Below are 21,385 nucleotides of genomic sequence, written 5' to 3'. Positions count from 1 at the left end.
GTACCCCCTGATTGTGGGCGACGTGTCCGGAGCGGGCGTGGTTGCGCTCCCCCGAGTACAACCGTACGGGGGAGCGGGTCGTCCCCACCGAAGTCCCGGTGATCACAACTCCACGGACGGTTTCAGCCCGGCCATGGTCCACATCCGCTTGTGCCGGACCACGAAAACGGTCGCGATCAGCGCCACCACGAGGTACGCGCCGAGCACCGCGAAGGCGACCCCCAAACGCTCGCCCTGACCACCCGTGAGGGTGATGCGCAACCCGTTCACCAGGTAGGTCATCGGCAACACCGGATGCAGCGCCTGGAACGGCTCGGGGGTGGTGGTGACCGGATACAGTCCGCCGCACGAGGTGAGCTGGAGCATCAACAGGACCAGGATCAGCACGTCGCCCACCGCGCCGAGCGCGGCCCGCAGGAACTGCGCGATGGCCACGAAGGTCACCGCCGCCAGCGCGATCAGCAGCAGACTCAGGCCCGGATCGTCGGCGTCCAGGCTCAGGCCCAGCTGGACCACCGCGTACAGGACGAACGCGCCGAGCACGCCGAGCGCGGCGGCCGGCAGCCACCCGGCGATCGCCACCTTGACCGCGCCGGCCCGCCCGGCGAGCGCGCGCGGGTTGTACGGCCGCAGCAGCAGATAGCCGACCAGGCCGAACACCCACAGCGCGATCCCGAAGAAGAACGGCGCGAGCCCTCGCCCGTACAGCACCGCCGGATGCAGGTTGCGCACCTCGATCACCACCGGCGCACCGAGCACCCGCGCGTCCGCCCCCGCGGACTGCGCCGGCGGCGGCGCCGGTACCGCCGCGTCCAGTCGCGCCAGCCCGTCGGCCAGTTGCGCGGCACCCTGTCGGGTCTGCTCCGGGGGCACACTGCCCGCGTTCGCCGCGAGTTGCCGCGCGCCGTCGGCCGACCCGGCCAATTGCGCCTTGAGCGTGCCGGTCTCCCCGTACAACTGCTGCACCAGCGTGCTCTGCGTGGTCGCCGAGATCTGCTGCTGGAGTTGCGTCTTGGCGACCTCGGCCATCTTGCCGATGATGAAGCCGTTGGCGTCGTCGAGCGTCATCAGCAGCTTGGCCTGACGCGGCTCGGCGGACGCGGTGGTGGCCAGCGTGGCGCTGAAGTCGGGGGGCACGGTGACCACGAAGTGATAGTCGCCGTCGTCCAGACCCTCCCGGGCGGCCTCGGCGTCGGTGACCTTCCACTTGAAGTTCTGGTCGTGGCGGATCACCTCGGTCAGCCGACCACCCGCGTCGATGTGCTGCCCGCGCGCGTCGACCGGCCGGTCCTCGTTCACGAACGCGACCGGCACCTGGTGCAGTCGGCCGTACGGATCCCAGTTGGACCACAGGTACAGGGCCCCGTACAGGGTCGGCACCAGCATCAGCATGACCGGGACCAGCCGGGGCAACGGGCCCCGGAAGCGCCGCAGTTCGAACCAGGCCAGGCGCAGCACACCCATCAGGCGATACCGCCTCTCGGGTACAGGTGGTGTCCGGGCAGATCGACCACCACGTCGGCGCCGCGCGGTGCCGCGGTCGCGGTGGCCACCACGGTGGTGCCGGTGTCGGCGAGATCGCGCAACGCCCGCCAGGCGCGGGAGAGGTCGGCGCCCGCGATGCCGCTGTCCACGTCGTCGACCAGGACCGCGCCGGGTCGGTCGGCGGCGGCCAGCGCGACCGAGAAGAGCAGCTGTTCGACCGCGGACAGGTGCTCGACCAGGACGTGGCCCGGCGGGTCGATCCGCAACAGGTCGTACATCCGCGCGAGCGCGGTCCCGCTGGGCCGGCCGCCGTCGACGGCCTGTCGTTCGGCGACCGCCTCGGCGACGAACAGGTGCGGTTCCAGGTCCAGGCCCGGGCGGGCCCGGGCCAGCGCGGTGTGCGCGCGGGCGTCGGCGGCGCGGTGGCCGCCGGCCACGGTCAGGGTGCCGGCGACGGTCCGGAATCGGCCGCCGAGCGCGAGGAGCAACGAGGTCCGGCCGGCGCCGCCGGGTCCGGCGAGCACGGTCAGGCCGGCCGCGGGCGCGGTCACGCGCACGTCGCGAAAGATGACGCCGTCCGGGCCCTCCGCCGCCAGGCCGACCGCACTGATCTCCACCCCGGAGGTGGCTGTGGACACGGATTTCCCTCCGTCGGTGGCACGTCCACCGAGGAGTAACCGGTACACGATTCGCCAAACGGGCGAAACGGATGATTGACCCGTCGCGTCGAGCCGGCCGGTCCATCCGACGCGGTGTCAGCCGTGCTGCTCCGGCAGCGGCTCGGCCAGCCGGTCCAGGTCGAACTCCCCGTCGCGCACGCCGAGTACGAACGCGGTCCACTCGCCCTCGGTGAACCGCAGGATCGGCCCCTCCGGGTGGATCGAGTTGCGCATCGCCATGCCCCCGCCGGGCAGTTCGGCGGTCTCCACGATCCCCTCGCCGGTGGTGTCCTCGCCGTAGCCGATCCACGTGACACCACTGATGTCCATGGCGTACAGCGCGGCCTTCTCGTCGTCGAGCTGTTGCCGCGAAGGCTGCCCCGACTCGCCGATGCTCATGATCGAAACCCTCCCGATGACACGTACGTAACCCTCAGGTGACGGCACGCTACGCCGCGCGCGCCGCCACACACAACGCGAACGCCGACATCGGGCGCGATCCGGCGACAAGCCCCCGAAAACGCACGAGGCCCCGAGACACTCACGTGTCTCGGGGCCTTCTCGGGGTGAGTGACGGGACTTGAACCCGCGACTTCCTGGACCACAACCAGGTGCTCTACCAGCTGAGCTACACCCACCATCGCCGTGGCGTTTCCGTCCCGGCGAGGAAAAGTGTACAGGCTCGCGGAGGCTGCTCGCCGCAGGGTTTCGGCGCGGTGGTCTCCGGGGGCGCGCGAGCCCGACGCGAAGCACGCGCGAGCCGGATTCGAGCGGGCTCGAGCCCGGCCTCAGGCGTGTTCGGCCGGCTTGTGGCCGTACCGGGCGGCGATCGCCTTGGCGGTGTCGCTGTCCGGTCCCGGCTCCGGGACGAAGATCGCCTCGCGGTAGTAGCGCAGTTCCTCGATGCTCTCGTGGATGTCGGCCAGCGCGCGGTGGTTGCCGGCCTTCGGGGGGCTCTGGAAGTAGACCCTCGGATACCAGCGGCGGGCCAACTCCTTGATCGAGGAGACGTCGATCACCCGGTAGTGCAGATAGGCGTCGAGGTCGAGCATGTCCCGAGCCAGGAAGCCCCGGTCGGTGCCGATCGAGTTCCCGCACAGCGGCGCCTTGCGGCCGTCGGGCACGTGCGCCTTGATGTAGCGCAGCACCTCGGCCTCGGCCTCGGCCAGGCTCACGCCCGCCTCCAGCTCGTCCAGCAGACCTGAAGCGGTGTGCATCTTGCGCACCACATCGGGCATGCCGGCCAACGCCTCGGCGGGCGGGCGGATCACGACATCGACCCCGTCGCCCAGAATGTTGAGCTCGGAGTCGGTGACGAGAGCCGCCACCTCCACCAACGCGTCCCGGGACAGGTCGAGTCCGGTCATCTCACAGTCGATCCAGACCAAGCGGTCGTTCATGGGGTCACCCTACGGCCCGCGCACACACCTCCTCGTCCCCGGTCTCCTCCGGGCCGCGGGTGCGGAACGTCTCGCGGTACGAGGCCGGCGGCACGCCCAGTTGTTTGCGGAAGTGCCCGCGCAGCGCCACCGGCGAGCGGAATCCGCAGCGCCGGGCGATCTCCTCGACCTGGAGATCGGTGGTCTCCAGGAGCCGTTGCGCCTGGAGCACCCGCTGGGTCAGCAGCCACTGCAGCGGGGCGCTGCCGGTGAGCGTGCGAAAACGCCGGTCGAAGGTGCGCCGACTCATGTACGCGCGGGTCGCCAACTGCTCGATGTCGAAGCGTTCGGCGAGGTTCTCCAGCGCCCACGAGATCACCGTGGCCAGCGGGTCGCCGCTGATCTCCTCGGGCAGGGTCAGGTCCATGTACTGGGCCTGGCCGCCGATCCGATGCGCGGGTACGACCAGGCGCCGGGCGAGCGCGTTGGCCGCGTCCGGACCGTGGTCGAGCCGGACCAGGTGCAGACACAGGTCGATCCCGGCCGCGGTGCCGGCGCTGGTGAGGATGTCGCCGTCGTCCACGTACAACTCGCGCGGGTCCACCCGGACCTTCGGGTAGCGCTTGGCCAGCGCGGGCGCGTACATCCAGTGCGTGGTCGCCGGACGGTCGTCGAGCAGACCGGCCGCGGCCAGCACGAAGGCACCGCCGCACAGGCCGACGATCCGGGCTCCCTCGCGGTGCGCCCGACGCAGCGCCTCCAGGACGGGCGGCGGCGGCATCCGCGACGGCGAGTGCCACGCGGGCACGATCACGGTGCCGGCCCGAGCCAGCGCGTCGAGGCCGTACGGCGCTATCAGCTCGACGCCGCCGGTGGTGCGGAGCGGTCCGGGTTCGGCCGCACATACCAGTAATCGGTAGTTCGGCACGCCGGCGTCGCGTCGATCGACCCCGAACACCGATATCGGGATCGAACTCTCCAGGATCGGCGAGTTGGCGAACAACAACACCGCGATGGTGTCCGGCCGCCGCCGGCCGAGCAGCGGGCGTTCCCGCCCCGGGGCCAGGGCACCCTCGCCGTCGGGGTCGTACTCGCCGTCGAGGTCGATGTCGTCGGCGTACTCGCCGTCGTCGTCGACCGAGTCGTGTTCGGGCGGGGCCTCGGAGAGCACGGTGGACGCGGCGACGATCACCGCCGCGTCCTCGTCGCCGCCCGGATCGACGTCGATCGCGCCCGTCGCGTCCGTCGCGTCGATCGCGCCGGACTCGGCCGGGTGATCGGCATCGACCACGCGTGCTCGGCCCCGTCGCCGGTCCTTGCGGCTGTCGATCCTGCTCATGGCCCCGATCGCCCCCTTCACCCCTCTGTGACCTGCACGGCCCCGGTCGTGCCGGCGGTCCGGATCGCGCAGGCTGTCCCGCCCCAGTAGTTCACAGGCGTCACTCGCGTAACCCAAGATCGGAACTTACTCTCTCTTACCTTGTCTATGCATGGTGTTCTCTACGTGACGTTATGTAGATATGCGTGTTTGTGACGGTGGTCACATCGCGGAACTTATCGACAATTGCGCGGGCTGTCAGGCCCCGGGGCGTCGCCGGGCGGCGTGCAGCAGGTGCAGGGCGCCCTCCGGCAGTTCCCGGCCGCGCGGCCACACCGCGCGCAGGACACGATCCAGGGCGGGCAGATCGGCCACCGGAACGGCCACCAGGCGCCCCTCGGCCAAGTCCTCGCGCACCGCCAGATCGGACAACACGGCGGGCGCGGAACCGGCGATCGCGGCCGAGCGCAGCGGCGCCGTCGCCCCCAACTCCAGGGCGGGCACGGCCACTCCGTCGTAGGCCGCCAGCGCCCGCTCCAGCGTCTCCCGGGTGCCCGAGCCCGCCTCGCGCAGCAGCAGCGGCGTGTTCGCCAACTCGGCCGCCGCGATCGGGCGCCGCCGCCGGGCCCACGGGTGGGTCGGCGCGACCACCACCACGAGCCGGTCCCGGCCCACCGCCGCCGACTGCAGGTCGCGCGGGATCCACGGCCCCTCGACGAAGCCGATGTCGGCCTCGCCCGCCCGCAGCGCCTCGATCACGTGCAGGCTGTTGGTCACCTGGAGGCCGACGTGCAGCCCGGGCACCGCCTCGCGCAGCGCGGTCAGCCAGCCGGGCACCAGGTGCTCGGCCACGGTCAGGCTCGCCGCCACCCGGAGCCGGTCCTCCTGCCGGGCCTTGAGCGCGGCGGCGCCCTCCACCAGCGCGTGCGCCTGGTCGAGCACCCCGCGCGCCCAGTCGGTGATCACCAGGCCCGCCGCGGTGGGCACCGAACCGGTGGTGCTGCGCTCCAGGAGCCGTACGCCGAGCCGCCGCTCCAGGGTGCGCATCCGGGCGCTGGCCGAGGGCTGACTGATCCCGAATCGGCGGGCCGCGGCACCCAGGCTGCCGTTCTCGGTCACCGCCACGAGCAGTTCCAGCGTGTACAGATCCGGCAACCGGTCCGCCGGGCGCGCGTTCGAGGTCATAGCCAAACCCTATGACCTACCAGGCAATCGACCGCTACCCCCGCGGGGACGGCGGGCCGAGGGTGGTGATCATGACCCTGACGACCGCGCAGCGCGCCCGCCCCGAGCAGTCCACGGCTCCCGCCGGGACGGCGAGGGCCCGACTGTGGCCGGGGCTGCTGGCGGCGACGCTCGCGGTGGCCGCGAGTTGGGGCGCGCACCGGATCTGGCCGCACGTACCGATGCTCACGGTCGCGGTGGCGCTGGGTGTGCTCGCCGCCAACGTGCGGGTGCTGCCCGCCGCCACCGCGCCGGGGCTCGGCTTCGCGGGGCGGCGGCTGATGCGCGCCGGCGTGGTGCTGCTCGGGCTCAAGCTCGCCCTCGGCGACATCGTCGGACTCGGGCCGCCGACCGTGGCGATGGTGATCGTGGTGGTGCTGGTCACCTTCTTCGCCACGCAGTGGCTCGGCCGGCGCATGGGACTGCCCGGCGACCAGCCGCTGCTGATCGCGACCGGCTTCTCCATCTGCGGCGCCTCGGCCGTCGCCGCGATGAACGGGGTCAGCGACAGCGACGAGGAGGACGTGGTCACCTCGGTCGCGCTGGTGACCCTGTGCGGGAGCCTGGCGATCGGCGTGCTGCCGCTGCTGCGGGCGCCGCTCGGCCTGGACCCGACCCACTACGGCGGCTGGGTCGGCGCGAGCGTGCACGACGTCGGCCAGGTGGTCGCGGCGGGCGGGGTGGCCGGGCCGGTCGCGCTGCACACCGCGGTCGTGGTCAAGCTGATGCGGGTGCTGCTGCTCGCGCCGATCGTGGCGGGCACCGCGTACGCGCTGCGCCGTCGGGCCGCGCGGGCCGGCGACACCGGGCGGGCCGGATCCCGGCGGCCGCCGCTGATCCCGCTGTTCGTGCTCGGCTTCCTGGCCATGGTCGCCGTCCGCAGCACCGGCCTGGTGTCCGCCGGCGTGCTGGAGGCGGCCGGCACGGTACAGGATCTGCTGCTCGCCGCCGCGCTGTTCGGCCTGGGCGGCATGGTCCGGCTCGGTCGGCTGATCCGCACGGGGTGGCGCGCGCTGCTGCTCGGCTTCGCCTCCTGGGTGCTGATCGCCGGCGCGGCCTACGGCGGAGTGCTGCTCACGATGTGAGCCCCGCGCGGGAGCGACGCCGGCCGGGTGTGCGAACAAGCGTCGAACCCGCCGACGGCCCGGCGCGTGTCGGGCCGTCGGACAGGTGCGACGTCGGCGCCGCGGCACGGGTGGGCGTGCGGGTGGGTCGGCGTCCGACCAGCGGATCGCCGCCCGTGACGACGCGGTCGCCCGGACGCACGGTGTCGCCCTGACCAACGCTCGGGCGGGGTCCGGGGTAACGCCCGTTCCCCCTGCGGCGTCGGTCCGCACCCCCGAACGGTCCCCCGGGGCCGGCTCGAACCGGCCCGTCCGGCGCCCTTCCGAGCGGGCCCGAGACGGCCGCGTTCGGAACGCAATCACCCACACGGCCGCCCGGGTCTCCCCATTCACGGCCTTGTCCGGCTAATGTGCGTGTCTCGCCGAGGCTTTGCCCGGGGGATCCATCCCCGCGCGTGGTCCGGCGGACCGCACCATGCCCAGACCGGCACACGGCCCAGTGTCTTTTTTGTCCGGGAGAACCCCGGCCGACACTGTCGAATGTGCGGGTCGGCGCAGTAATCTGGTACAGAAAGCCCCGAGGCGCCCCTCCACAGCAAAGACGCCCGATTCCCATGGCTGCTTTCGAGTTCAGTGACTTCCCGGACGGCACTCCGTTGCTCCGTCCCGATTCCCCCCATCAGCGCGATCCCGCGTTCCAGCATCCCGTCGTGGTCGGTTTCGACGGGTCCGAGTCCAGCGAGCGTGCCCTCGCGTACGCGTCCGGCATGGCGCGCAGACTCGGCGGCGGGCTGGTGATCGTGCATGTGGCCAACCGGATTCCGGCCACCGTGTGGGCCGGCTGCGAGCCGCCGGTCTTCATCGACGTGCCGGACAGTCGTTCCGAGGCCCTGGGCCTGGAGCTGGCCTGCGCGGACCACCTCAGCGACGTGCCGTGGATCCTGGTCGAGCGCGGGGGTGACATCTGCCACGAGATCGAGGACGTCGCGCGCGAATTCACCGCCGACGCGATCGTGGTCGGCGGATCCACCGGGCTGGCCAGTCGGATCTTCGGGTCGGTCGCGTGCCGTCTGGTCAAACACGCCAAACGCCCGGTCGTGGTCATTCCCTGAGCTCCGCGCCCGCGCTTCTCCCTTCCCCGGGAGCCGCCGGGCCCGTGCTCCGGGACCTTTCCGACGCCCATTGCGATCACCGCGTGATCGAACCTCGAACGCATCTGCATTACGTTGGCCGCGGACACGGGGCACGAGGATCGCGAGGCACGAGGTTGGCGGATTATCGGATCGAAGACCTCGCCCGCGAGGGGGGCACCACCGTACGCAACGTACGGGCATACCAGGATCGCGGACTGTTGCCGCGGCCGAGGCGCCAGGGGCGGGTGTCGCTGTACGAGGACGCCCACCTGGGTCGGCTGCGTCTGATCGGCCAACTCCTGGAGCGCGGCTACAGCCTGGTCAGCATCAAGGAGCTGCTCGACGCCTGGGACGGCGGACGCAGCCTCGGCGGCGTGCTCGGCCTGGTCGCCGAGGCGAGCGGTCCGTGGAGCGAGGAGACCCCGGAGCGGATGACCCGCGCCGAGTTGATCGCGATGTTCGGCGGGCTGTCCGATCCGGTCGCGCTCGCGGGGGCGGTGCGCCTGGGCCTGCTCGAACCCGAGGACGACTCGCTGACCGTGTTCCGGGTGCCCAGCCCGCGCGAGCTGGCGGTCGGCGCCGAGCTGCACGCGGCCGGCGTCCCGGTGGGCGCGGTCACCGAGCAGCTGCGGATGTTGCGCGCGGCGATGGAGCACGTGGCCGAGGGCTTCGGGCGGTTGATGGAGACGCACCTGCTCCCCGCCGACGGCGACGCGGACGAGACGGCGGAGATGATCCGTCGGATGCGTCCGCTGGCGCTGCGCGCGGTGGAGGCCGAACTGGCCCGGGCGATGCGCCGTACGGCCGCCCGTCGGCTCGGCGAGGAACTGGGGAAGGTGCTGCGCGAGGAGCCCGAGCGCACCCGGACCGAGCCGGCGCAGGCCGACGCCGCGGAGCCGGCGCTGGATCGACACGCGTTCATGTCCGACGCGTGGATCGCGGCGGTGTCCCGGCTGAGCCGGCTGATCACCCCGGATCCGGAGAAGCGCACGCCGCATCCGGCGATCGTGGACATCGTGGTCAGCGACGTCCCGGGCCGCGAGGACCCGGCCGAACTGCATCTGGACGTCTTCCAGGGCCGCGTCCTGGTCCGCCCGGGCCTGCTGCCGGGGCCGGACCTGATCGTGCACATGGACTACGACACCGCCCGCCGGGTGATCCTGCTCAACGACCGGCACGCACCGCGCGAGGCGCTGGCCGCGGGCCGGATGACCGCCCGGGGCGACCTGTTCGGGCTCACCGTCTTCCGTGAGGCGCTGGCGGGCCTGTCCAACTGGGACCTGGGCGCGGTGCTGCGCGAGCTGACCGCGGGCGAGGACGCGCCGGACCGGGCATAGGGCGTGGAACCGGTCCGGGGTCAGGCCCGGATGCGGCGCAGCAGGTGCTCCACGTAGTCGCCGAACAGCGCCGCCATGTCCACGTGTTCGGGGTCGAGCAGCCATTGCAGCTGGAGCCCGTCCATCATCGCGAAGACCTGCGCGGCCACCGCGGTCGGGTCCACGTCCGCGCGCAGTTCGCCCGACGCCACACCGGCCTCCAGGGACGCGGCGACGCTCGCCCGCAGGAGCGCGTAGCGGTCCCGGGCCCACCCGTGCGCGGGGTGGTCGGTGGTGACCGCCTCGCCGGTGAGCACGGTGAAGAGCTGGACCAGGCCGGGGATGGCCTGGTTGTGCCCGGCGAGTTCGGTGAACTTGGCCAGGACCGCCGCGCCGCCGAGCGGGAGTTCGGCCAGGTCCAGGTGTGCCATGTCCATGCGGTCGCGCAGGTCGAGCACCGCGACGAGCAGTTCCTGCTTGCTGCGGAAGTGGTGCAGCAGCCCGGCCTGGGTGAGTTCGGCGCGCTCGGCGATGCGTGCGAGCGAGGTGCCCCGGTAGCCGTTCTCGGCGAACTCCTGAAGCGCGATGTTGAGGATGCGCGTACGCCGCGCGTCCCCCGACGCGTACCCCCGCCCACGCGGTCTGGCCCGCCCGGCCCGGGTCGGCGGAGCGTCGGAGAGATCGTCGGGTCGTACGTCCATGACCCCATCCTGCCGTGTCCCGACGGAGGTCCGTCGAAGTGCAGATCACGCTGAGGTAACAAAACTACCGACCGCAAAGTTTTCCGATTACGGTACGAGGAGATCCCCCACCGACGCGTCCGGCGGAATCCGGACCGATCGGGAACGCGAGCGGAAGGCAGACGACGATGTCCGACCCCACCCCCACCGAAGCCACGGACGACGAGCTGCGCGAGCTGGTGACCCGCCTCACCCTCGAGGAGAAGGCGTCCCTGATCGTCGGCGAGGACTTCTGGTCCCTGCCCGAGATCCCGCGCATCGGCCTGCGCAAGCTGCGCGTCTCCGACGGCCCGGTCGGCGTCCGCGGCGTCACCTGGGACGAGCGGGACACCTCACTGCTGTTCCCAAGCCCCAGCGCGCTCGCCGCCGCGTGGGACCCGGAGGTCACCCGCCGGGCGGGTTTCGTGATGGGCGCGCAGAGCCGCGACAAGGACATCCACGTCCTGCTCGCGCCGACCGTGAACCTGCACCGCAGCCCGCTCGGCGGTCGGCACTTCGAGTGCTACTCCGAGGACCCGCTGCTCACCGCGCGGATCGCGACCGCCTTCATCGAGGGTGTGCAGTCCGCCGGGGTCGGTGCCACGATCAAGCACTTCGTCGGCAACGAGACCGAGGACGACCGCATGTCCTACGACTCGCGGATCGACGAGCGCTCGCTGCGCGAGGTCTACCTGCTGCCGTTCGAGGAGGCCGTGCGCACCGGTCGGGTGTGGCTGGTGATGAGCGCGTACAACCGGGTCAACGGCGAGACGATGACCGAGAACTCGCGCCTGGTGAACGACGTCCTCAAGGACGAGTGGGGCTTCGACGGCGTGGTGATCTCGGACTGGATGGCGGTTCGCTCCACCGAGGCCGCGGCCGAGGGCGGCACCGACGTCGCGATGCCCGGCCCGTCCGAGGTGTGGGGCGAACCGCTGCTTGCCGCCGTGCGCGAGGGCCGGGTCGCCGAGTCGCTGATCGACGAGCGGGTGGTCCGGGTCCTGCGCCTGGCCGCCCGCGTCGGTGTCCTCGGCGACCGCACCCCGGCCACGACCACCACCCCCGACGACGCGATCGCCACCCTGCGCGAGATCGCCGCCCGGGCCATGGTGCTGCTCGCCAACGACGGCACCCTCCCGCTCGACCCGACCGCGCTCTCGCGCGTCGCGCTGATCGGCCCGAACGCCCCGCGCCTGTCCGCCCAGGGCGGCGGCAGCGCGCACGTGAACCCCGCGCACGTGGTCTCGATCCCCGAGGGCCTGCGCGCCGCGCTCGGCGACGACGTCGAACTGACGCTCACCGAAGGCGCGTTCACCCACCGCGCGCTGGCCGACCTGTCCCTGGACACGGCCGTCGACCCGGAGAGCGGCGAGCCGGGCCTGCGGGCGGAGTTCCTGGACGCCGACGGCAACCTGCTCTCCTCCGAACACCGCCTGGGCTCGAGCCTGATGTTCTGGCCGGACAACATCCCGGCCGGAGCGACCCTGATCCGACTGCGAACGAACGTCACCCCGACCGTGTCCGGCACGAACATCCTGGACGTCCGCGGCGCGGGCCGGTTCGAGGTGGACATCGACGGCACGACCCGGACGATCGACATGACCGCCCCCGAGGGCACCGACGTGATCGAGACGATCATGCGCCCGGAGGCCACCCGCATCGAGATCGAGGCGACGGCCGGCACCGAGGTGGCGATCCGGGTCGACTTCGGCCGGGGCGAGCGGTTCTTCATGGCCGCGCTCGGCCTGGGCTGGGCGAATCCGCGCCGCTCCGAGGAGGACGAGCTGACCGCCGCGGTCGAGGCCGCCCGGGCGGCGGACGTGGCCGTGGTCGTGGTCGGCACCACCGACGACATCGAGTCGGAGGGCTTCGACCGGGCGAACCTGGCCCTCCCCGGACGCTCCGACGAACTGGTGCGCCGGGTCGCCGCGGCCAACCCGAGGACCGTCGTGGTGGTCAACGCGGGCTCCCCGGTGCTGATGCCCTGGCGCGACGAGGTCGCCGCCGTGGTGTGGGCCTGGCTGCCCGGCCAGGAGGGCGGCGCGGCGCTCGGCGACGTGCTGACCGGCGCGGCCGAACCGGGCGGTCGGCTGCCCACGACCCACCCGGCCGCCGACACCGACGTCCCGGTGTACTCCACCGCCCGGATCGACGGCGAGCACCACTACGCGGAGCGGTCCAGCAACATCGGCTACCGCGCCTGGGCCCTGGGCGACGCCGCCCCCGCCTACCCGTTCGGCCACGGCCTGGGCTACACGAGCTGGGCCTACGAAGGGGTCGCGGCCAAGGGCGACGCGTCCGGCGTGACCGTCGAGGTCACCGTCGCCAACACCGGCGACCGCCCCGGCCGCGAGGTGGTGCAGGTGTACCTGGAGACCGTCGACGGCACGCTGTGGGGCCGCCCGGAGCCGATCCGCCTGGTCGGCTTCGCCGCCCTCGACGTCGAGCCCGGCGCGCGGACGACCACCACGATCGACATCGACGCCCGCACCCTGGCCCGCTGGAACGAGCGGGAGGCGACCTGGGCCACCGCCCCCGGCACCTACACCCTGCGCGTCGGCCGCTCCCTCGGCGACCTGCGCCTGAGCACCGACATCGGCCTCTGAGCCGGGGCACGGCGGTGTCCCGATCCGACCGTCGGATCGGATCGGGACACCGCCGGCGCCGTGCGGGCGGGGCCGGCCCCGCCTCAGCAGCGCTGGCCGAAGACCGGGTTGATGAACGCGAGCGCACCGGCCTCGTTGCCGCAGACCCCGCTCACCGTGTCGATCGTGTCGGCCCGAACCGTGTGCGTCTCGGTACCGGCCGGGACGGCCACCGCCACGGTCGCGCCGACGACGGGGGCCGCGATGACGGCCGTGCTGACCAGAAGGCCGCGAACGATGCGCTGCATGGGGCGGTTTCCTTGTCTCCAGGTCCGGTGTCCGTCGAACGCCGACGAGCCGTGCCTGCCCAACGCCGCGGCCCGCCCGAAGGACACGGCGACTGGGCCGAACGGCTGGCCGCTCGCCCCGCAATCCCACATCCCCCCTGTGAGGTACCGGACTTCGCCGAAATTCGGCCCCGCGGCCGCGACGGCCCTAGCGTGTCGCGTATGCAGCTCCGCATCGGAACCCGGTCCTCCCCCATGGCCCTCGCGCAGGCTCGGCTCGTCGCCGCCCTGCTGTCCGGACAACCGCGCGAACCCACGATCGTCCCGCTGTCCACGAGCGGCGACCGCTGGGGCGGCAGCCTGGCCCGACTCGGCGGCAAGGGCGCGTTCGTCAAGGAACTCGACCGCGCCCAGCTCGACGGGGAGGTGGACCTGGTCGTGCACTGCCTCAAGGACATCCCGGGCGACGTGCCGCTGCCCGACGGGCTCACCATCGCCGCCTACCTGCCCCGCGACGACGTACACGACTGCGTGGTCGGCGCCCGCCTGACCGACCTGCCGTCCGGCGCCCGGGTGGGCACCAGTTCGGTGCGCCGCGCGGCGCAACTGCGGCGCCTGCACCCGCGGCTGACCCCGGTGCCCATCCGCGGCTCGGCCAACGGTCGGCTGGCCAAGCTGGACGCGGGCGAGTTCGACGCGTTGATCCTGGCCGTCGCGGGCCTGGAGCGGATCGGCGAACAGCGGCGCGTGGCCCAGATCCTGACCACCACTCAGATGTTGCCGGCGATCGGCGCGGGGGTGCTGGCGCTGCAGTGCCGGGTGGACGACGCGGCGACCCTGGCCGCCGCGCGGGACCTGGACGACGCGTCCACCCGGGCCTGCGTCACCGCCGAGCGGGCCCTGCTGCGCGAGTTGCGCGGCCACTGCCACAGCCCGATCGCGGCCCACTGCACCGACTCCGACACCGGCCTGACCCTGCACGCCGCGGTGTACTCCACCGACGGCGCGGACCTCCTGGAGGCCGGCGACCGCGGCTCGGAGCCGGACAAGCTCGGCGTCGCGGTCGCCGGCGAACTGCTCGCCGGGGGCGCCCGCACGCTCATCGACGAGATCCCGCACTGACGAGACCGCCACCGCCGCCCACCGGGGCGGCGGTGGCGGGCCGGGCCGGGCTCGTCACCCGGTGTTCAGGCACTTCTGCACGGTGCTCTGCAACTCGTCGGGCAGCTTGTTGGTGCGCGCGTACTCCTGGTCGAACGCGCTCATCTGCGCCTGGCTGTACTTGCCCCGCAACTCGGTCAGCGTGCACTGGCAGTAGCGGGTGTTGTTGTTCGAGGTGCTGAGGCAACCGTTGAGGAAGCTCGTCGAATACGACGACGACCAGTCACCGCCGCCCCCCGCGGAGGCGCCGCTCGAAGTCGGGGTGCCCGGCGCGCTGGTGCGCGGACGCGTCGTGGTGGGTCGGCCGGCGGTGGGCGTCGGCGAGGTGTCGTCCGTGGCGCGCGCGGTGGGGCTCTCCTCCCCCGACGGTCCCGGGCCGCCCGCGCTCTGCGTCTTCTTCACCCCCAGACCCCCGAACCCGTCGTCCCCGCTGCTCCCGCAGGCGCCGACGGCGCACGTCAGCACTACCGCGAGCAACCCGACTTTCACAGTGCGCATGCATACCCCCCTGGAACGGTGTGATCGTGACTCTCCTCCCCTCGCTCGGCGGCCAACAAGGGGATCTTTCCGGCCATCGCACAACGATTTCGTCTCCGAGTCGCCACACCGCACGCCGTCGTCGGCCGGGTTTACCGCTCGACAAACTCCGACAAACCGGTCATCAACGTGCCGATCGTCACATTCCATGGCGTTTATCGGTCGCGTCTGTCCACTATGGACGGGTTGCCTCCCATCGAACGGAGTTGCCTCCCAGTCGGACGGCAGAAAGGAACGGCCCACCATGAGCCTGACGCCCGAGCACGTGGCCGCACTGCGCGGCCTCGCCGCCGATGTCTCGGCCCTCGGCGCCGAGGGTGCCCAGCGGCACCCCGCGTTCGCCGGTTCCGCCGGTTCGATCGCCGACCGCGCGGACGCGCTGTCCACGCAGGCACCGCCGTTCCACAAGGTGGCGCTGCGCCGCATCGGCGACGCGCTCCGGGCCTGCGCCGAGTCCCGCGAGGCGGGCGATCCGGAGCGGGTCGCCACCACCCAGCGCACCGCCGCGCACCTGGCCGACCGACTCGTCATCGCCCTGGACCGCTACGCCGCGGCCTCGCCGACCGCGACGCCGGCCACCTGCACCCGCTGCAACGAGCCGTACATCGCCCAGCTGATCCCCACCCAGCGGCGCTACCTGTCCCGGATCGACGCCCCCGTGTCGGGGCAGGTGTTCAACGCGTCGGGCACCACCTACATCGTCGAGCGCCACGTGTTGTGCGCGTTCGGAGGCGCGACCGACCCGGCCGATCTGCCCGGATTCGAGAACCCGGCCGATCTCGACAACGCCTGATCGCACGGCACGCCCGACACCACCGCACACCGAAGAGGCCGGTTCCCCGTCCGGGGCCCCGGCCTCACTCGTCTTCGCGGTTCTCGCGGACCTCGGTCGTCGTCGCGGTCCTCGCTCGTCGTCGGTTCCCGGTCGTGGTCGGTCCTAGCGGTTCTTCTTCAACCGCCGCAGGTATTCACGTGTCCAGCCGGTGACCTTGACCACCTCGGACTGCTTGACCCCCGCGCCTATCGCCCGGATCGCCGCCCGCTTGAGTTCTTGACGCGCCTCTTCGTGCGCCTTCTCGGTCCTTCGGTAGGCCTTCGCGGCCCTGACCAGGCCTTCTTCGGCGGCTTCGGGGTCCGCGCGGTCGACATCCTTGTGATCCACACCGTCAGGATGCCATATGTGCGGCCACCTCCGTAGGCCAACACAGTTGACATTTATGGATCCAAGAAGGAAACTGGAGGCCGAACCAAAGGTGAACGGAAGGTTAACGTCACCAGTCACGGAGGAAGCACCATGCTGAAGACCCTCACCGCCCCCGCCATGTGCACCCGTTGTGGCGAGCCGTATGTCGCGGCGCTCAGCCCGCGCTCGCTCGTCACCCTGCAGACTCCGGTGTTCCGCACCCCGGAGATCGTCGGCGGCCGGTTGATGACGATCGACGACACCGTCTGCCTCGTCGAGCGGCACGCCCCCTGCACGGGTCTCGGCAACTACCGCTGATCCTCACCGACGGCCAGCACGGCCGCCAGCATTCCCAGCGTCGACCAGTCGACGCGCCCGTCACGCAGCAGTTCGCCGTACGTCGTGATCTCGACCTCGGTGCGCTCCCCGTCCCCGGCCACACCATGTGGACCGGGGACGTCGCGTAGCCGGGCCAGTTCGGCCTCGGTCAGTTCGGCCGACCACACGTGCGCGTGATGCGCGGCCAGCGTCGCGGCGAGTTGCCGCGAGCCGTGCGGGCGCAGCCGTTCGGGCACGAGCACCAGACCGGTTTCCTGGCCGACCTCGGCACAGCCGTCCTCGGCCGTGTACCCGCCGCCACCGGGCACCTCGCGGACGAAGCCGTCCTCGGTGCGCGCCGCCGAACGGAACTCGCGGACCAGCACCACGGTGCTCGCCGCGACCGGCTCGGCCCGCCGGTACAGCACCACGGCCGCCACGTCCGGGCGACCGAGCACGACCTCGTTGTCCTTGACCCGGCCGGCCTCGGCGGCGATCGCGATCCGGACGTGCGCCGCCCACAACCACGTCTGTGCGCCGTGCCGCCACACCCACACGATCCGGCCGCCCAGGAGCGTGTTGCCGGCCGCCCGCTGGGCCGCGTACCAGTCGGCGAAGGCCCGGGTCCGCCACACGTTCAACGGGATGTCCAGTTCGCCGTCCGCCCGCGCCGCACCGGTGCCGAGCGCGTCGAGGACGGTGTCGATCGTCGCGGCCAGGGTGTCCCGTACCGGCACGTCGTGGCCGAGCGCGTAGGCCCGCTGATAGCGCACCTGCGGCGCGTCGGGCGGGGTGCCCAGGACCGCGCGGCCCGAGTCCTTGAGCCAGCCCCACTCGTCGTTGGTGGTCAGCCCCGGCAGGTCGCGCGGATCGCGCGGGATCCAGAACAGGACCCGGTCGCTGCGGTCGAGGTTGCGCAACTCCCAGTCCCGCTGCACCCGGTGCGCGGGCCACGAGCGCCCGTCCGCGGGCTCGGGCACGAACACCACCAGCCGGCCCGGCCCGCGCCATCGCTCGCGGATCAGCTTCAACGCGGCCGGGCGCCACGAGGCGACGTGCGCGGCGCGCGGCGTGGGTCCGGCCAGGAAGACGCTCGCGTCCCACTCCCGCGGCGCCTCGTCGGGCGAGTTCACGACGACGATCTCGGTCATGCCGCCGACGGTAATGGGCCCCGACGGTCGAAGACAGGCCCGCACGCGCCGCGACGGACCCGGCGACGACCACGCGAGACCCGGCGGGACCCGGGCCCCGTCCCCGAGGCGATGTCGCATACGGTTCCCCACACGGACGCTGCTACGAAAGAATCACATCCACAGGGCGCGTACGGGGAGGCGTTTGCGGTGGCTCGGTTGTGGCTCGGCAGCCGGTATCGGCTGGACGAAAAGCTCGGCTCGGGCGGCAACGCAACCGTATGGCGGGCCTGGGATCGAAAAATGCAGCGCTTCGTCGCGGTCAAGGTGCTCAAGGAGTCCTTCGGCGGATCCAACAGCATGGACCGCTTCGGCCAGGAGGCGCTGATCCTCGGCCGGCTCTCCTCGCCCAACATCATCGTGGTGCACGACCGCGGCCTCAAGCAGGTGATCCGGCACCCCGGCGAACCGAACCGCACCCACCCGAGGAAGTCGCCCTCCACCGGCCCGGAGAGCTCCGCGCCGACGATCGCGCAGCGGCCGGGCGACGTCGCGACGCGGGTGTTCGACCACGACGCCGAGACACTGCACGACGCGCAGGTCACCTCCGCGCTCGGCGCCGGACCCGCCGACATGCGGGAGACCGACGGCAAGGTCATGTACCTGGCGATGGAGCTGATCACCGGCCGGACGCTGGCCCAACTCGTCGCGGACGGCGCGTGGTTGCCGATCGGCCACGTGATCGGCTGGGCGATCCAACTGTGCGACGCGCTCGACGTCGCGCACTCGGGCGACGTACTGCACCGCGACATCAAACCCGCGAACGTCATGGTCACCTCGCGCGGCGTGGTCAAGGTGCTCGACTTCGGCATAGCGCGCTACATGCAGAAGGAGTCCTCGCGCGCGGGCATCACGCTGCCCGGCAGCATGATCGGCACCCCGGCGTACATGGCGCCCGAGCAGATCCGCAGCGAGACGGTCGACGGCCGCACCGACCTGTACGGGGTGGGCTGTGTGCTGCACGAAATGCTCACCGGCGCGCCGCCCTTCGGCCTGGACCACCCGCACTCGATGATGCACGCCCACCTGCAGAAGCCGCCCGAGTCGGTGCGCAACTCCCGGCTGGAGGTGCCCGAGGACCTGGCCGCCCTGGTCCTGGCGCTGCTCAGCAAGCGGCCGGAGAATCGGCCGGCGAACGCGGCCGAGGTCCGGGACCGACTGGACGACCTGTCCGTCAAACCGCCGCGCAACCTCGCGCCGCAGCCGTGGGGGGTGCCGGCGCCGGATTCGGTCGTGACGATCGACCCGCAGCCGACCGTGGACCAGCCGGTGCGCCTGGTGCCGCCGCCGACCGGGCCGCGGCCGGTGCGGGCGAACGACTCGATCCAGGCGCTGCGGGACGAGATCGGGCGGCAGGTCCGGGCGTTCGGCCACGACCACCCGGACACCCTGCGGATGCGCGAGCAGTTGGCGGACCGGCTCGGCCGGGACGGCGATCCGACCGCGGCGATGCGGCTGCTGCGCGAGGTGATCTCGGACAGCGGCCCGCTGCGCGGCGCGCTCGACCCGCGCACGCTGCGGGCGCGGCGGCGGCGGGCGCACTGGACCGCGGCGGCGGGCCGGCCGGAGGAGGCGGCCAAGCTGCTGCGGAACCTGCTGCCGGACCAGGTCCGGGTGATGGGCACCGACCACGTCGAGACCCTGCAGATCCGGCACGAGCGGGCCCGCCGGGAGGGCGAGGCGGGCAACTTCATGACCGCGGTGCACCAATTGCGCACGCTGATCCCCGACGTGATCCGGGTGCTCGGCGCCGAGCACCGACTGGTGATCGAACTGTGGGACGAACTCACCTTCTGGGAGCACCGGCTGGACGGCCACGACGACCAGGGCGCGGCACTGGCCCACGACGGATCCTGACCGGACGACGGAGGCCGGGGCGGACCACCACGGGGGCGGGGCCGTCCCCCGCCCCCGGTCACCCGTCGTGGACCCCCGGTCGCCCGTCGCCGTCGTCCGTCACAGCGCCAGCATGTCCCGCAGTTCGCGCTTCAGCACCTTCCCGACCGCGTTGCGCGGCAGCGCCCGTTCGGTGAAGCGGACCAGCGTGGGCACCTTGAACGCGGCGAGCCGGCGCGCCACGTGCCCGCGCAGTTCGGCCGCGCTCGCCGCACCGGGCGCGTGCAGCCGGACCACCGCCGCGACCTCCTCGCCCAGGTCGTGGTGCGGCACCCCGACCACGGCCACCTCGGAGATCGCCGGGTGCTCGAACAGGATCGCCTCGACCTCGGCCGAGTAGACGTTCTCGCCGCCTCGGATGATCACGTCCTTGAGCCGGTCGACCACGTACAGCCGCCCGTCGGCGTCGACGTAGCCGAGGTCGCCGGTACGGAACCACCCGTCGGGAAACGCCTCCTCGCTCTCCCGGGGCCGATTCCAATAGCCCCGGACCACGTGCGGGCCGCGCACCCGGATCTCGCCCGTGCGTCCGGTCGGCAGTTCCTCCCCGGTCAGCGGGTCGGCCACCCGCAGATCCGCGACCGGCACCGGATGCCCGACGCTGTCCGGGTGTTCGTAGTAGTCGTCGCCCGAGTTGACCACCACCACGCAGGTCGTCTCGGTCATCCCGTAGGCGTTCAGCGGCACGATCGTATTGCCGGACATGCCGCCCACCAGGGCGACCAGGTCCGGCGGCACCGGCGAACCGCCCATGCCCAGGCTGGTCAGGCTGGACAGGTCGCGCCCGGCGCGCAGCGGCGACTCGACCAGCCGGCGCAGCAGCGTGGGCACCATGTTGGCGGCGGACAGCCGCTCGGTCTCGATCAGTTCGAGCGCGGTGGCGGTGTCCCAGTGGTGCATCAGGCACAACTTGGCGCCCTGGGCGGCGCCGATGTACAGACCGGACAGGCCGGCGACGTGGAAGAACGGGTAGACCTGCAGGCTGCCCGGCGCGGGCGGGCCGGTCGGGGACCCGTCGGGCGCGGCCGGGCCCTTGGCCAGCTCGGCCGTGGGCAGGCCGGCGCGGGCCAGCGCGACGGCCCGGGTCAGCTCCATCGTGTGCAGGTTGGTGGTGTGGTTGTGGTGGGTGGCGACCGCGCCCTTGGGGCGTCCGGTGGTGCCGGAGGTGTAGATGACGGTCGCGTCGTCGAACGGCTCCGGGCCGCCGTCCGGCAGCGCGCACTCGCCGATGAACCCGCGCAGCAGCGCCGTCAGGTCCGCCTCGCCGGCCGCCGGCGGCCCGTCGAGGCCCGCCACCAGGGTGGGCATCGCGCCGTCGGTCCGTGCCCGGATCAGGTCGGCCCGCTCGTCGTCGCAGATCAGCACCGTGGTACCGGAGTCCGCCAGGGCGTAGCGGAGTTCGTCGACGGTCCACCACGCGTTCAGCGGTACCGCGATCGCGCCGAGCACCTGGATCGCCCAGAACGCGAGCGGCCATTCGATCCGGTTGCGCATCGCGACGGCCACCCGGTCGCCGCGCCGCACGCCGTACTCGTCGGCCAGATGTCGGGCCAGGTGGGCGACGAGGCGGTGTTGTTCGGCGTAGGAGATCCGCTCGCCCTGGTAGACCAGCGCGTCCCGACCGCCGTAGCCGATCAGGCCCTCGAAGACCGCGCGCAACGTCGGCGGGGCCTTGCTCAGCACCCGCCAGGGAATGCCGTCGTGGACGACCTCCTCGATCGCGTAGGCCGATTCGGGTCCGGTCAGTTCGGCCAGGGCCTGTGTCCGATCCAGCATCCGGTGGGTCCACCTCCTGCACGCTGCGAGCGACTGGTACCGGGGGTTGGGAGCGCATCAACGCTAATGCGGGGATGGCATCGCGGGAACCCTGGCGATCGACATGATCACCTTTGTCGGGCGCTTCGCGCGGGCTCGGGGGGGGTGGCGGCGGG

20 protein-coding genes and 1 tRNA gene are annotated in these 21,385 nt (G+C 72.4%); 8 read left to right on the top strand and 13 right to left on the bottom strand.

Annotated elements, in window-relative coordinates; translation table 11 throughout:
- Window positions 1-102 precede the first annotated feature (102 nt).
- The 7 genes from EMA17_RS42305 to EMA17_RS42275 all read right to left on the bottom strand — a co-directional run bounded on the left by EMA17_RS42305 (window position 103) and on the right by EMA17_RS42275 (window position 6,026).
- Complete coding sequence (locus EMA17_RS42305) at window positions 103-1,464, bottom strand: YhgE/Pip domain-containing protein (RefSeq protein WP_126642571.1); 1,362 nt, start codon at window positions 1,462-1,464, stop codon at window positions 103-105.
- Window positions 1,464-2,123: an ATP-binding cassette domain-containing protein gene (locus EMA17_RS42300; RefSeq protein WP_126642570.1), complete on the bottom strand. Its 660-nt coding sequence runs from the start codon at window positions 2,121-2,123 to the stop codon at window positions 1,464-1,466. Before EMA17_RS42300 ends, EMA17_RS42305 begins: the two co-directional genes overlap by 1 nt.
- Before the next feature lie 117 nt (window positions 2,124-2,240).
- A complete protein-coding gene (locus EMA17_RS42295) occupies window positions 2,241-2,543 on the bottom strand; it encodes a DUF397 domain-containing protein (RefSeq protein ID WP_126642569.1) in 303 nt (100 codons plus the stop codon).
- Window positions 2,544-2,709: 166 nt separating this feature from the next.
- Window positions 2,710-2,782 (bottom strand) — tRNA-His (locus EMA17_RS42290).
- Window positions 2,783-2,932: 150 nt separating this feature from the next.
- Window positions 2,933-3,544, bottom strand: coding sequence for an oligoribonuclease (gene orn / locus EMA17_RS42285; protein ID WP_126642568.1), 612 nt, complete (start codon window positions 3,542-3,544; stop codon window positions 2,933-2,935).
- A gap of 4 nt (window positions 3,545-3,548) precedes the next feature.
- Window positions 3,549-4,862, bottom strand: a complete 1,314-nt coding sequence (locus EMA17_RS42280; RefSeq protein WP_246127249.1) for a GlxA family transcriptional regulator — start codon at window positions 4,860-4,862, stop codon at window positions 3,549-3,551.
- Between the two features lie 237 nt (window positions 4,863-5,099).
- Window positions 5,100-6,026, bottom strand: a complete 927-nt coding sequence (locus tag EMA17_RS42275) for a LysR substrate-binding domain-containing protein (protein ID WP_126642567.1) — start codon at window positions 6,024-6,026, stop codon at window positions 5,100-5,102.
- A gap of 11 nt (window positions 6,027-6,037) precedes the next feature.
- On the opposite strand from EMA17_RS42275, the gene EMA17_RS42270 reads away from it, so the two are divergent.
- From EMA17_RS42270 to EMA17_RS53165, 3 genes are all read left to right on the top strand, one after another.
- On the top strand, window positions 6,038-7,150 hold the full coding sequence (locus EMA17_RS42270; RefSeq protein ID WP_126642566.1) for a YeiH family protein: 1,113 nt from the start codon (window positions 6,038-6,040) through the stop codon (window positions 7,148-7,150).
- A 593-nt stretch (window positions 7,151-7,743) separates the two neighbouring features.
- Entirely contained in the window at window positions 7,744-8,241 is a 498-nt protein-coding gene (locus tag EMA17_RS42265; RefSeq protein WP_126642565.1) for a universal stress protein, read from the top strand.
- A gap of 155 nt (window positions 8,242-8,396) precedes the next feature.
- Entirely contained in the window at window positions 8,397-9,599 is a 1,203-nt protein-coding gene (locus EMA17_RS53165) for a MerR family transcriptional regulator (RefSeq protein ID WP_176605557.1), read from the top strand.
- Window positions 9,600-9,619: 20 nt separating this feature from the next.
- On the opposite strand, the gene EMA17_RS42255 is transcribed toward EMA17_RS53165, so the two are convergent.
- Entirely contained in the window at window positions 9,620-10,279 is a 660-nt protein-coding gene (locus EMA17_RS42255) for a TetR/AcrR family transcriptional regulator (protein ID WP_126642564.1), read from the bottom strand.
- A gap of 167 nt (window positions 10,280-10,446) precedes the next feature.
- Here EMA17_RS42255 and EMA17_RS42250 point away from each other — a divergent pair, with 167 nt between their 5' ends.
- Window positions 10,447-12,903, top strand: a complete 2,457-nt coding sequence (locus EMA17_RS42250; protein ID WP_126642563.1) for a beta-glucosidase family protein — start codon at window positions 10,447-10,449, stop codon at window positions 12,901-12,903.
- A gap of 83 nt (window positions 12,904-12,986) precedes the next feature.
- Here EMA17_RS42250 and EMA17_RS42245 read toward each other — a convergent pair whose 3' ends face one another.
- Complete coding sequence (locus EMA17_RS42245) at window positions 12,987-13,190, bottom strand: hypothetical protein (RefSeq protein WP_126642562.1); 204 nt, start codon at window positions 13,188-13,190, stop codon at window positions 12,987-12,989.
- Between the two features lie 201 nt (window positions 13,191-13,391).
- Between EMA17_RS42245 and hemC the strand changes: the two genes are divergently transcribed.
- On the top strand, window positions 13,392-14,291 hold the full coding sequence (gene hemC / locus EMA17_RS42240) for a hydroxymethylbilane synthase (RefSeq protein ID WP_126642561.1): 900 nt from the start codon (window positions 13,392-13,394) through the stop codon (window positions 14,289-14,291).
- Window positions 14,292-14,345: 54 nt separating this feature from the next.
- Here hemC and EMA17_RS42235 read toward each other — a convergent pair whose 3' ends face one another.
- On the bottom strand, window positions 14,346-14,828 hold the full coding sequence (locus EMA17_RS42235) for a hypothetical protein (RefSeq protein WP_126642560.1): 483 nt from the start codon (window positions 14,826-14,828) through the stop codon (window positions 14,346-14,348).
- Between the two features lie 283 nt (window positions 14,829-15,111).
- Between EMA17_RS42235 and EMA17_RS42230 the strand changes: the two genes are divergently transcribed.
- Window positions 15,112-15,660, top strand: a complete 549-nt coding sequence (locus EMA17_RS42230) for a hypothetical protein (protein WP_126642559.1) — start codon at window positions 15,112-15,114, stop codon at window positions 15,658-15,660.
- Between the two features lie 144 nt (window positions 15,661-15,804).
- On the opposite strand, the gene EMA17_RS42225 is transcribed toward EMA17_RS42230, so the two are convergent.
- Window positions 15,805-16,029: a hypothetical protein gene (locus tag EMA17_RS42225; protein WP_126642558.1), complete on the bottom strand. Its 225-nt coding sequence runs from the start codon at window positions 16,027-16,029 to the stop codon at window positions 15,805-15,807.
- 132 nt (window positions 16,030-16,161) lie between these two features.
- Between EMA17_RS42225 and EMA17_RS42220 the strand changes: the two genes are divergently transcribed.
- A complete protein-coding gene (locus EMA17_RS42220; RefSeq protein WP_126642557.1) occupies window positions 16,162-16,368 on the top strand; it encodes a hypothetical protein in 207 nt (68 codons plus the stop codon).
- On the opposite strand, the gene EMA17_RS42215 is transcribed toward EMA17_RS42220, so the two are convergent.
- Window positions 16,359-17,519, bottom strand: a complete 1,161-nt coding sequence (locus tag EMA17_RS42215; protein ID WP_160161762.1) for a nucleoside 2-deoxyribosyltransferase domain-containing protein — start codon at window positions 17,517-17,519, stop codon at window positions 16,359-16,361. The two genes, EMA17_RS42220 and EMA17_RS42215, sit on opposite strands and share 10 nt — an antisense overlap.
- A 189-nt stretch (window positions 17,520-17,708) precedes the next feature.
- On the opposite strand from EMA17_RS42215, the gene EMA17_RS42210 reads away from it, so the two are divergent.
- Window positions 17,709-19,415, top strand: coding sequence for a serine/threonine-protein kinase (locus EMA17_RS42210; RefSeq protein WP_160161761.1), 1,707 nt, complete (start codon window positions 17,709-17,711; stop codon window positions 19,413-19,415).
- 99 nt (window positions 19,416-19,514) lie between these two features.
- Here the strand turns inward: EMA17_RS42210 and EMA17_RS42205 are convergent, their stop codons facing one another.
- Window positions 19,515-21,230, bottom strand: a complete 1,716-nt coding sequence (locus EMA17_RS42205) for a class I adenylate-forming enzyme family protein (protein WP_126642554.1) — start codon at window positions 21,228-21,230, stop codon at window positions 19,515-19,517.
- Window positions 21,231-21,385 lie beyond the last annotated feature (155 nt).

The organism is Embleya hyalina, assembly GCF_003967355.1.
Classification (GTDB): domain Bacteria; phylum Actinomycetota; class Actinomycetes; order Streptomycetales; family Streptomycetaceae; genus Embleya; species Embleya hyalina.
This window is presented reverse-complemented; position numbering and strand designations above follow the sequence as displayed.

What these genes read in the sequence shown, in the direction of transcription:
- orn (WP_126642568.1), bottom strand. Translation starts at nt 3,544, where the DNA reads ATGAACGACCGCTTGGTCTGGATCGACTGTGAGATGACCGGACTCGAC.
- EMA17_RS42265 (WP_126642565.1), top strand. Translation starts at nt 7,744, where the DNA reads ATGGCTGCTTTCGAGTTCAGTGACTTCCCGGACGGCACTCCGTTGCTC.
- hemC (WP_126642561.1), top strand. Translation starts at nt 13,392, where the DNA reads ATGCAGCTCCGCATCGGAACCCGGTCCTCCCCCATGGCCCTCGCGCAG.
- EMA17_RS42295 (WP_126642569.1), bottom strand. Translation starts at nt 2,543, where the DNA reads ATGAGCATCGGCGAGTCGGGGCAGCCTTCGCGGCAACAGCTCGACGAC.
- EMA17_RS42250 (WP_126642563.1), top strand. Translation starts at nt 10,447, where the DNA reads ATGTCCGACCCCACCCCCACCGAAGCCACGGACGACGAGCTGCGCGAG.
- EMA17_RS42235 (WP_126642560.1), bottom strand. Translation starts at nt 14,828, where the DNA reads ATGCGCACTGTGAAAGTCGGGTTGCTCGCGGTAGTGCTGACGTGCGCC.
- EMA17_RS42220 (WP_126642557.1), top strand. Translation starts at nt 16,162, where the DNA reads ATGCTGAAGACCCTCACCGCCCCCGCCATGTGCACCCGTTGTGGCGAG.
- EMA17_RS42275 (WP_126642567.1), bottom strand. Translation starts at nt 6,026, where the DNA reads ATGACCTCGAACGCGCGCCCGGCGGACCGGTTGCCGGATCTGTACACG.
- EMA17_RS42215 (WP_160161762.1), bottom strand. Translation starts at nt 17,519, where the DNA reads ATGACCGAGATCGTCGTCGTGAACTCGCCCGACGAGGCGCCGCGGGAG.
- EMA17_RS42270 (WP_126642566.1), top strand. Translation starts at nt 6,038, where the DNA reads ATGACCTACCAGGCAATCGACCGCTACCCCCGCGGGGACGGCGGGCCG.
- EMA17_RS42305 (WP_126642571.1), bottom strand. Translation starts at nt 1,464, where the DNA reads ATGGGTGTGCTGCGCCTGGCCTGGTTCGAACTGCGGCGCTTCCGGGGC.
- EMA17_RS42205 (WP_126642554.1), bottom strand. Translation starts at nt 21,230, where the DNA reads ATGCTGGATCGGACACAGGCCCTGGCCGAACTGACCGGACCCGAATCG.
- EMA17_RS42280 (WP_246127249.1), bottom strand. Translation starts at nt 4,862, where the DNA reads ATGAGCAGGATCGACAGCCGCAAGGACCGGCGACGGGGCCGAGCACGC.
- EMA17_RS42230 (WP_126642559.1), top strand. Translation starts at nt 15,112, where the DNA reads ATGAGCCTGACGCCCGAGCACGTGGCCGCACTGCGCGGCCTCGCCGCC.
- EMA17_RS42255 (WP_126642564.1), bottom strand. Translation starts at nt 10,279, where the DNA reads ATGGACGTACGACCCGACGATCTCTCCGACGCTCCGCCGACCCGGGCC.
- EMA17_RS42245 (WP_126642562.1), bottom strand. Translation starts at nt 13,190, where the DNA reads ATGCAGCGCATCGTTCGCGGCCTTCTGGTCAGCACGGCCGTCATCGCG.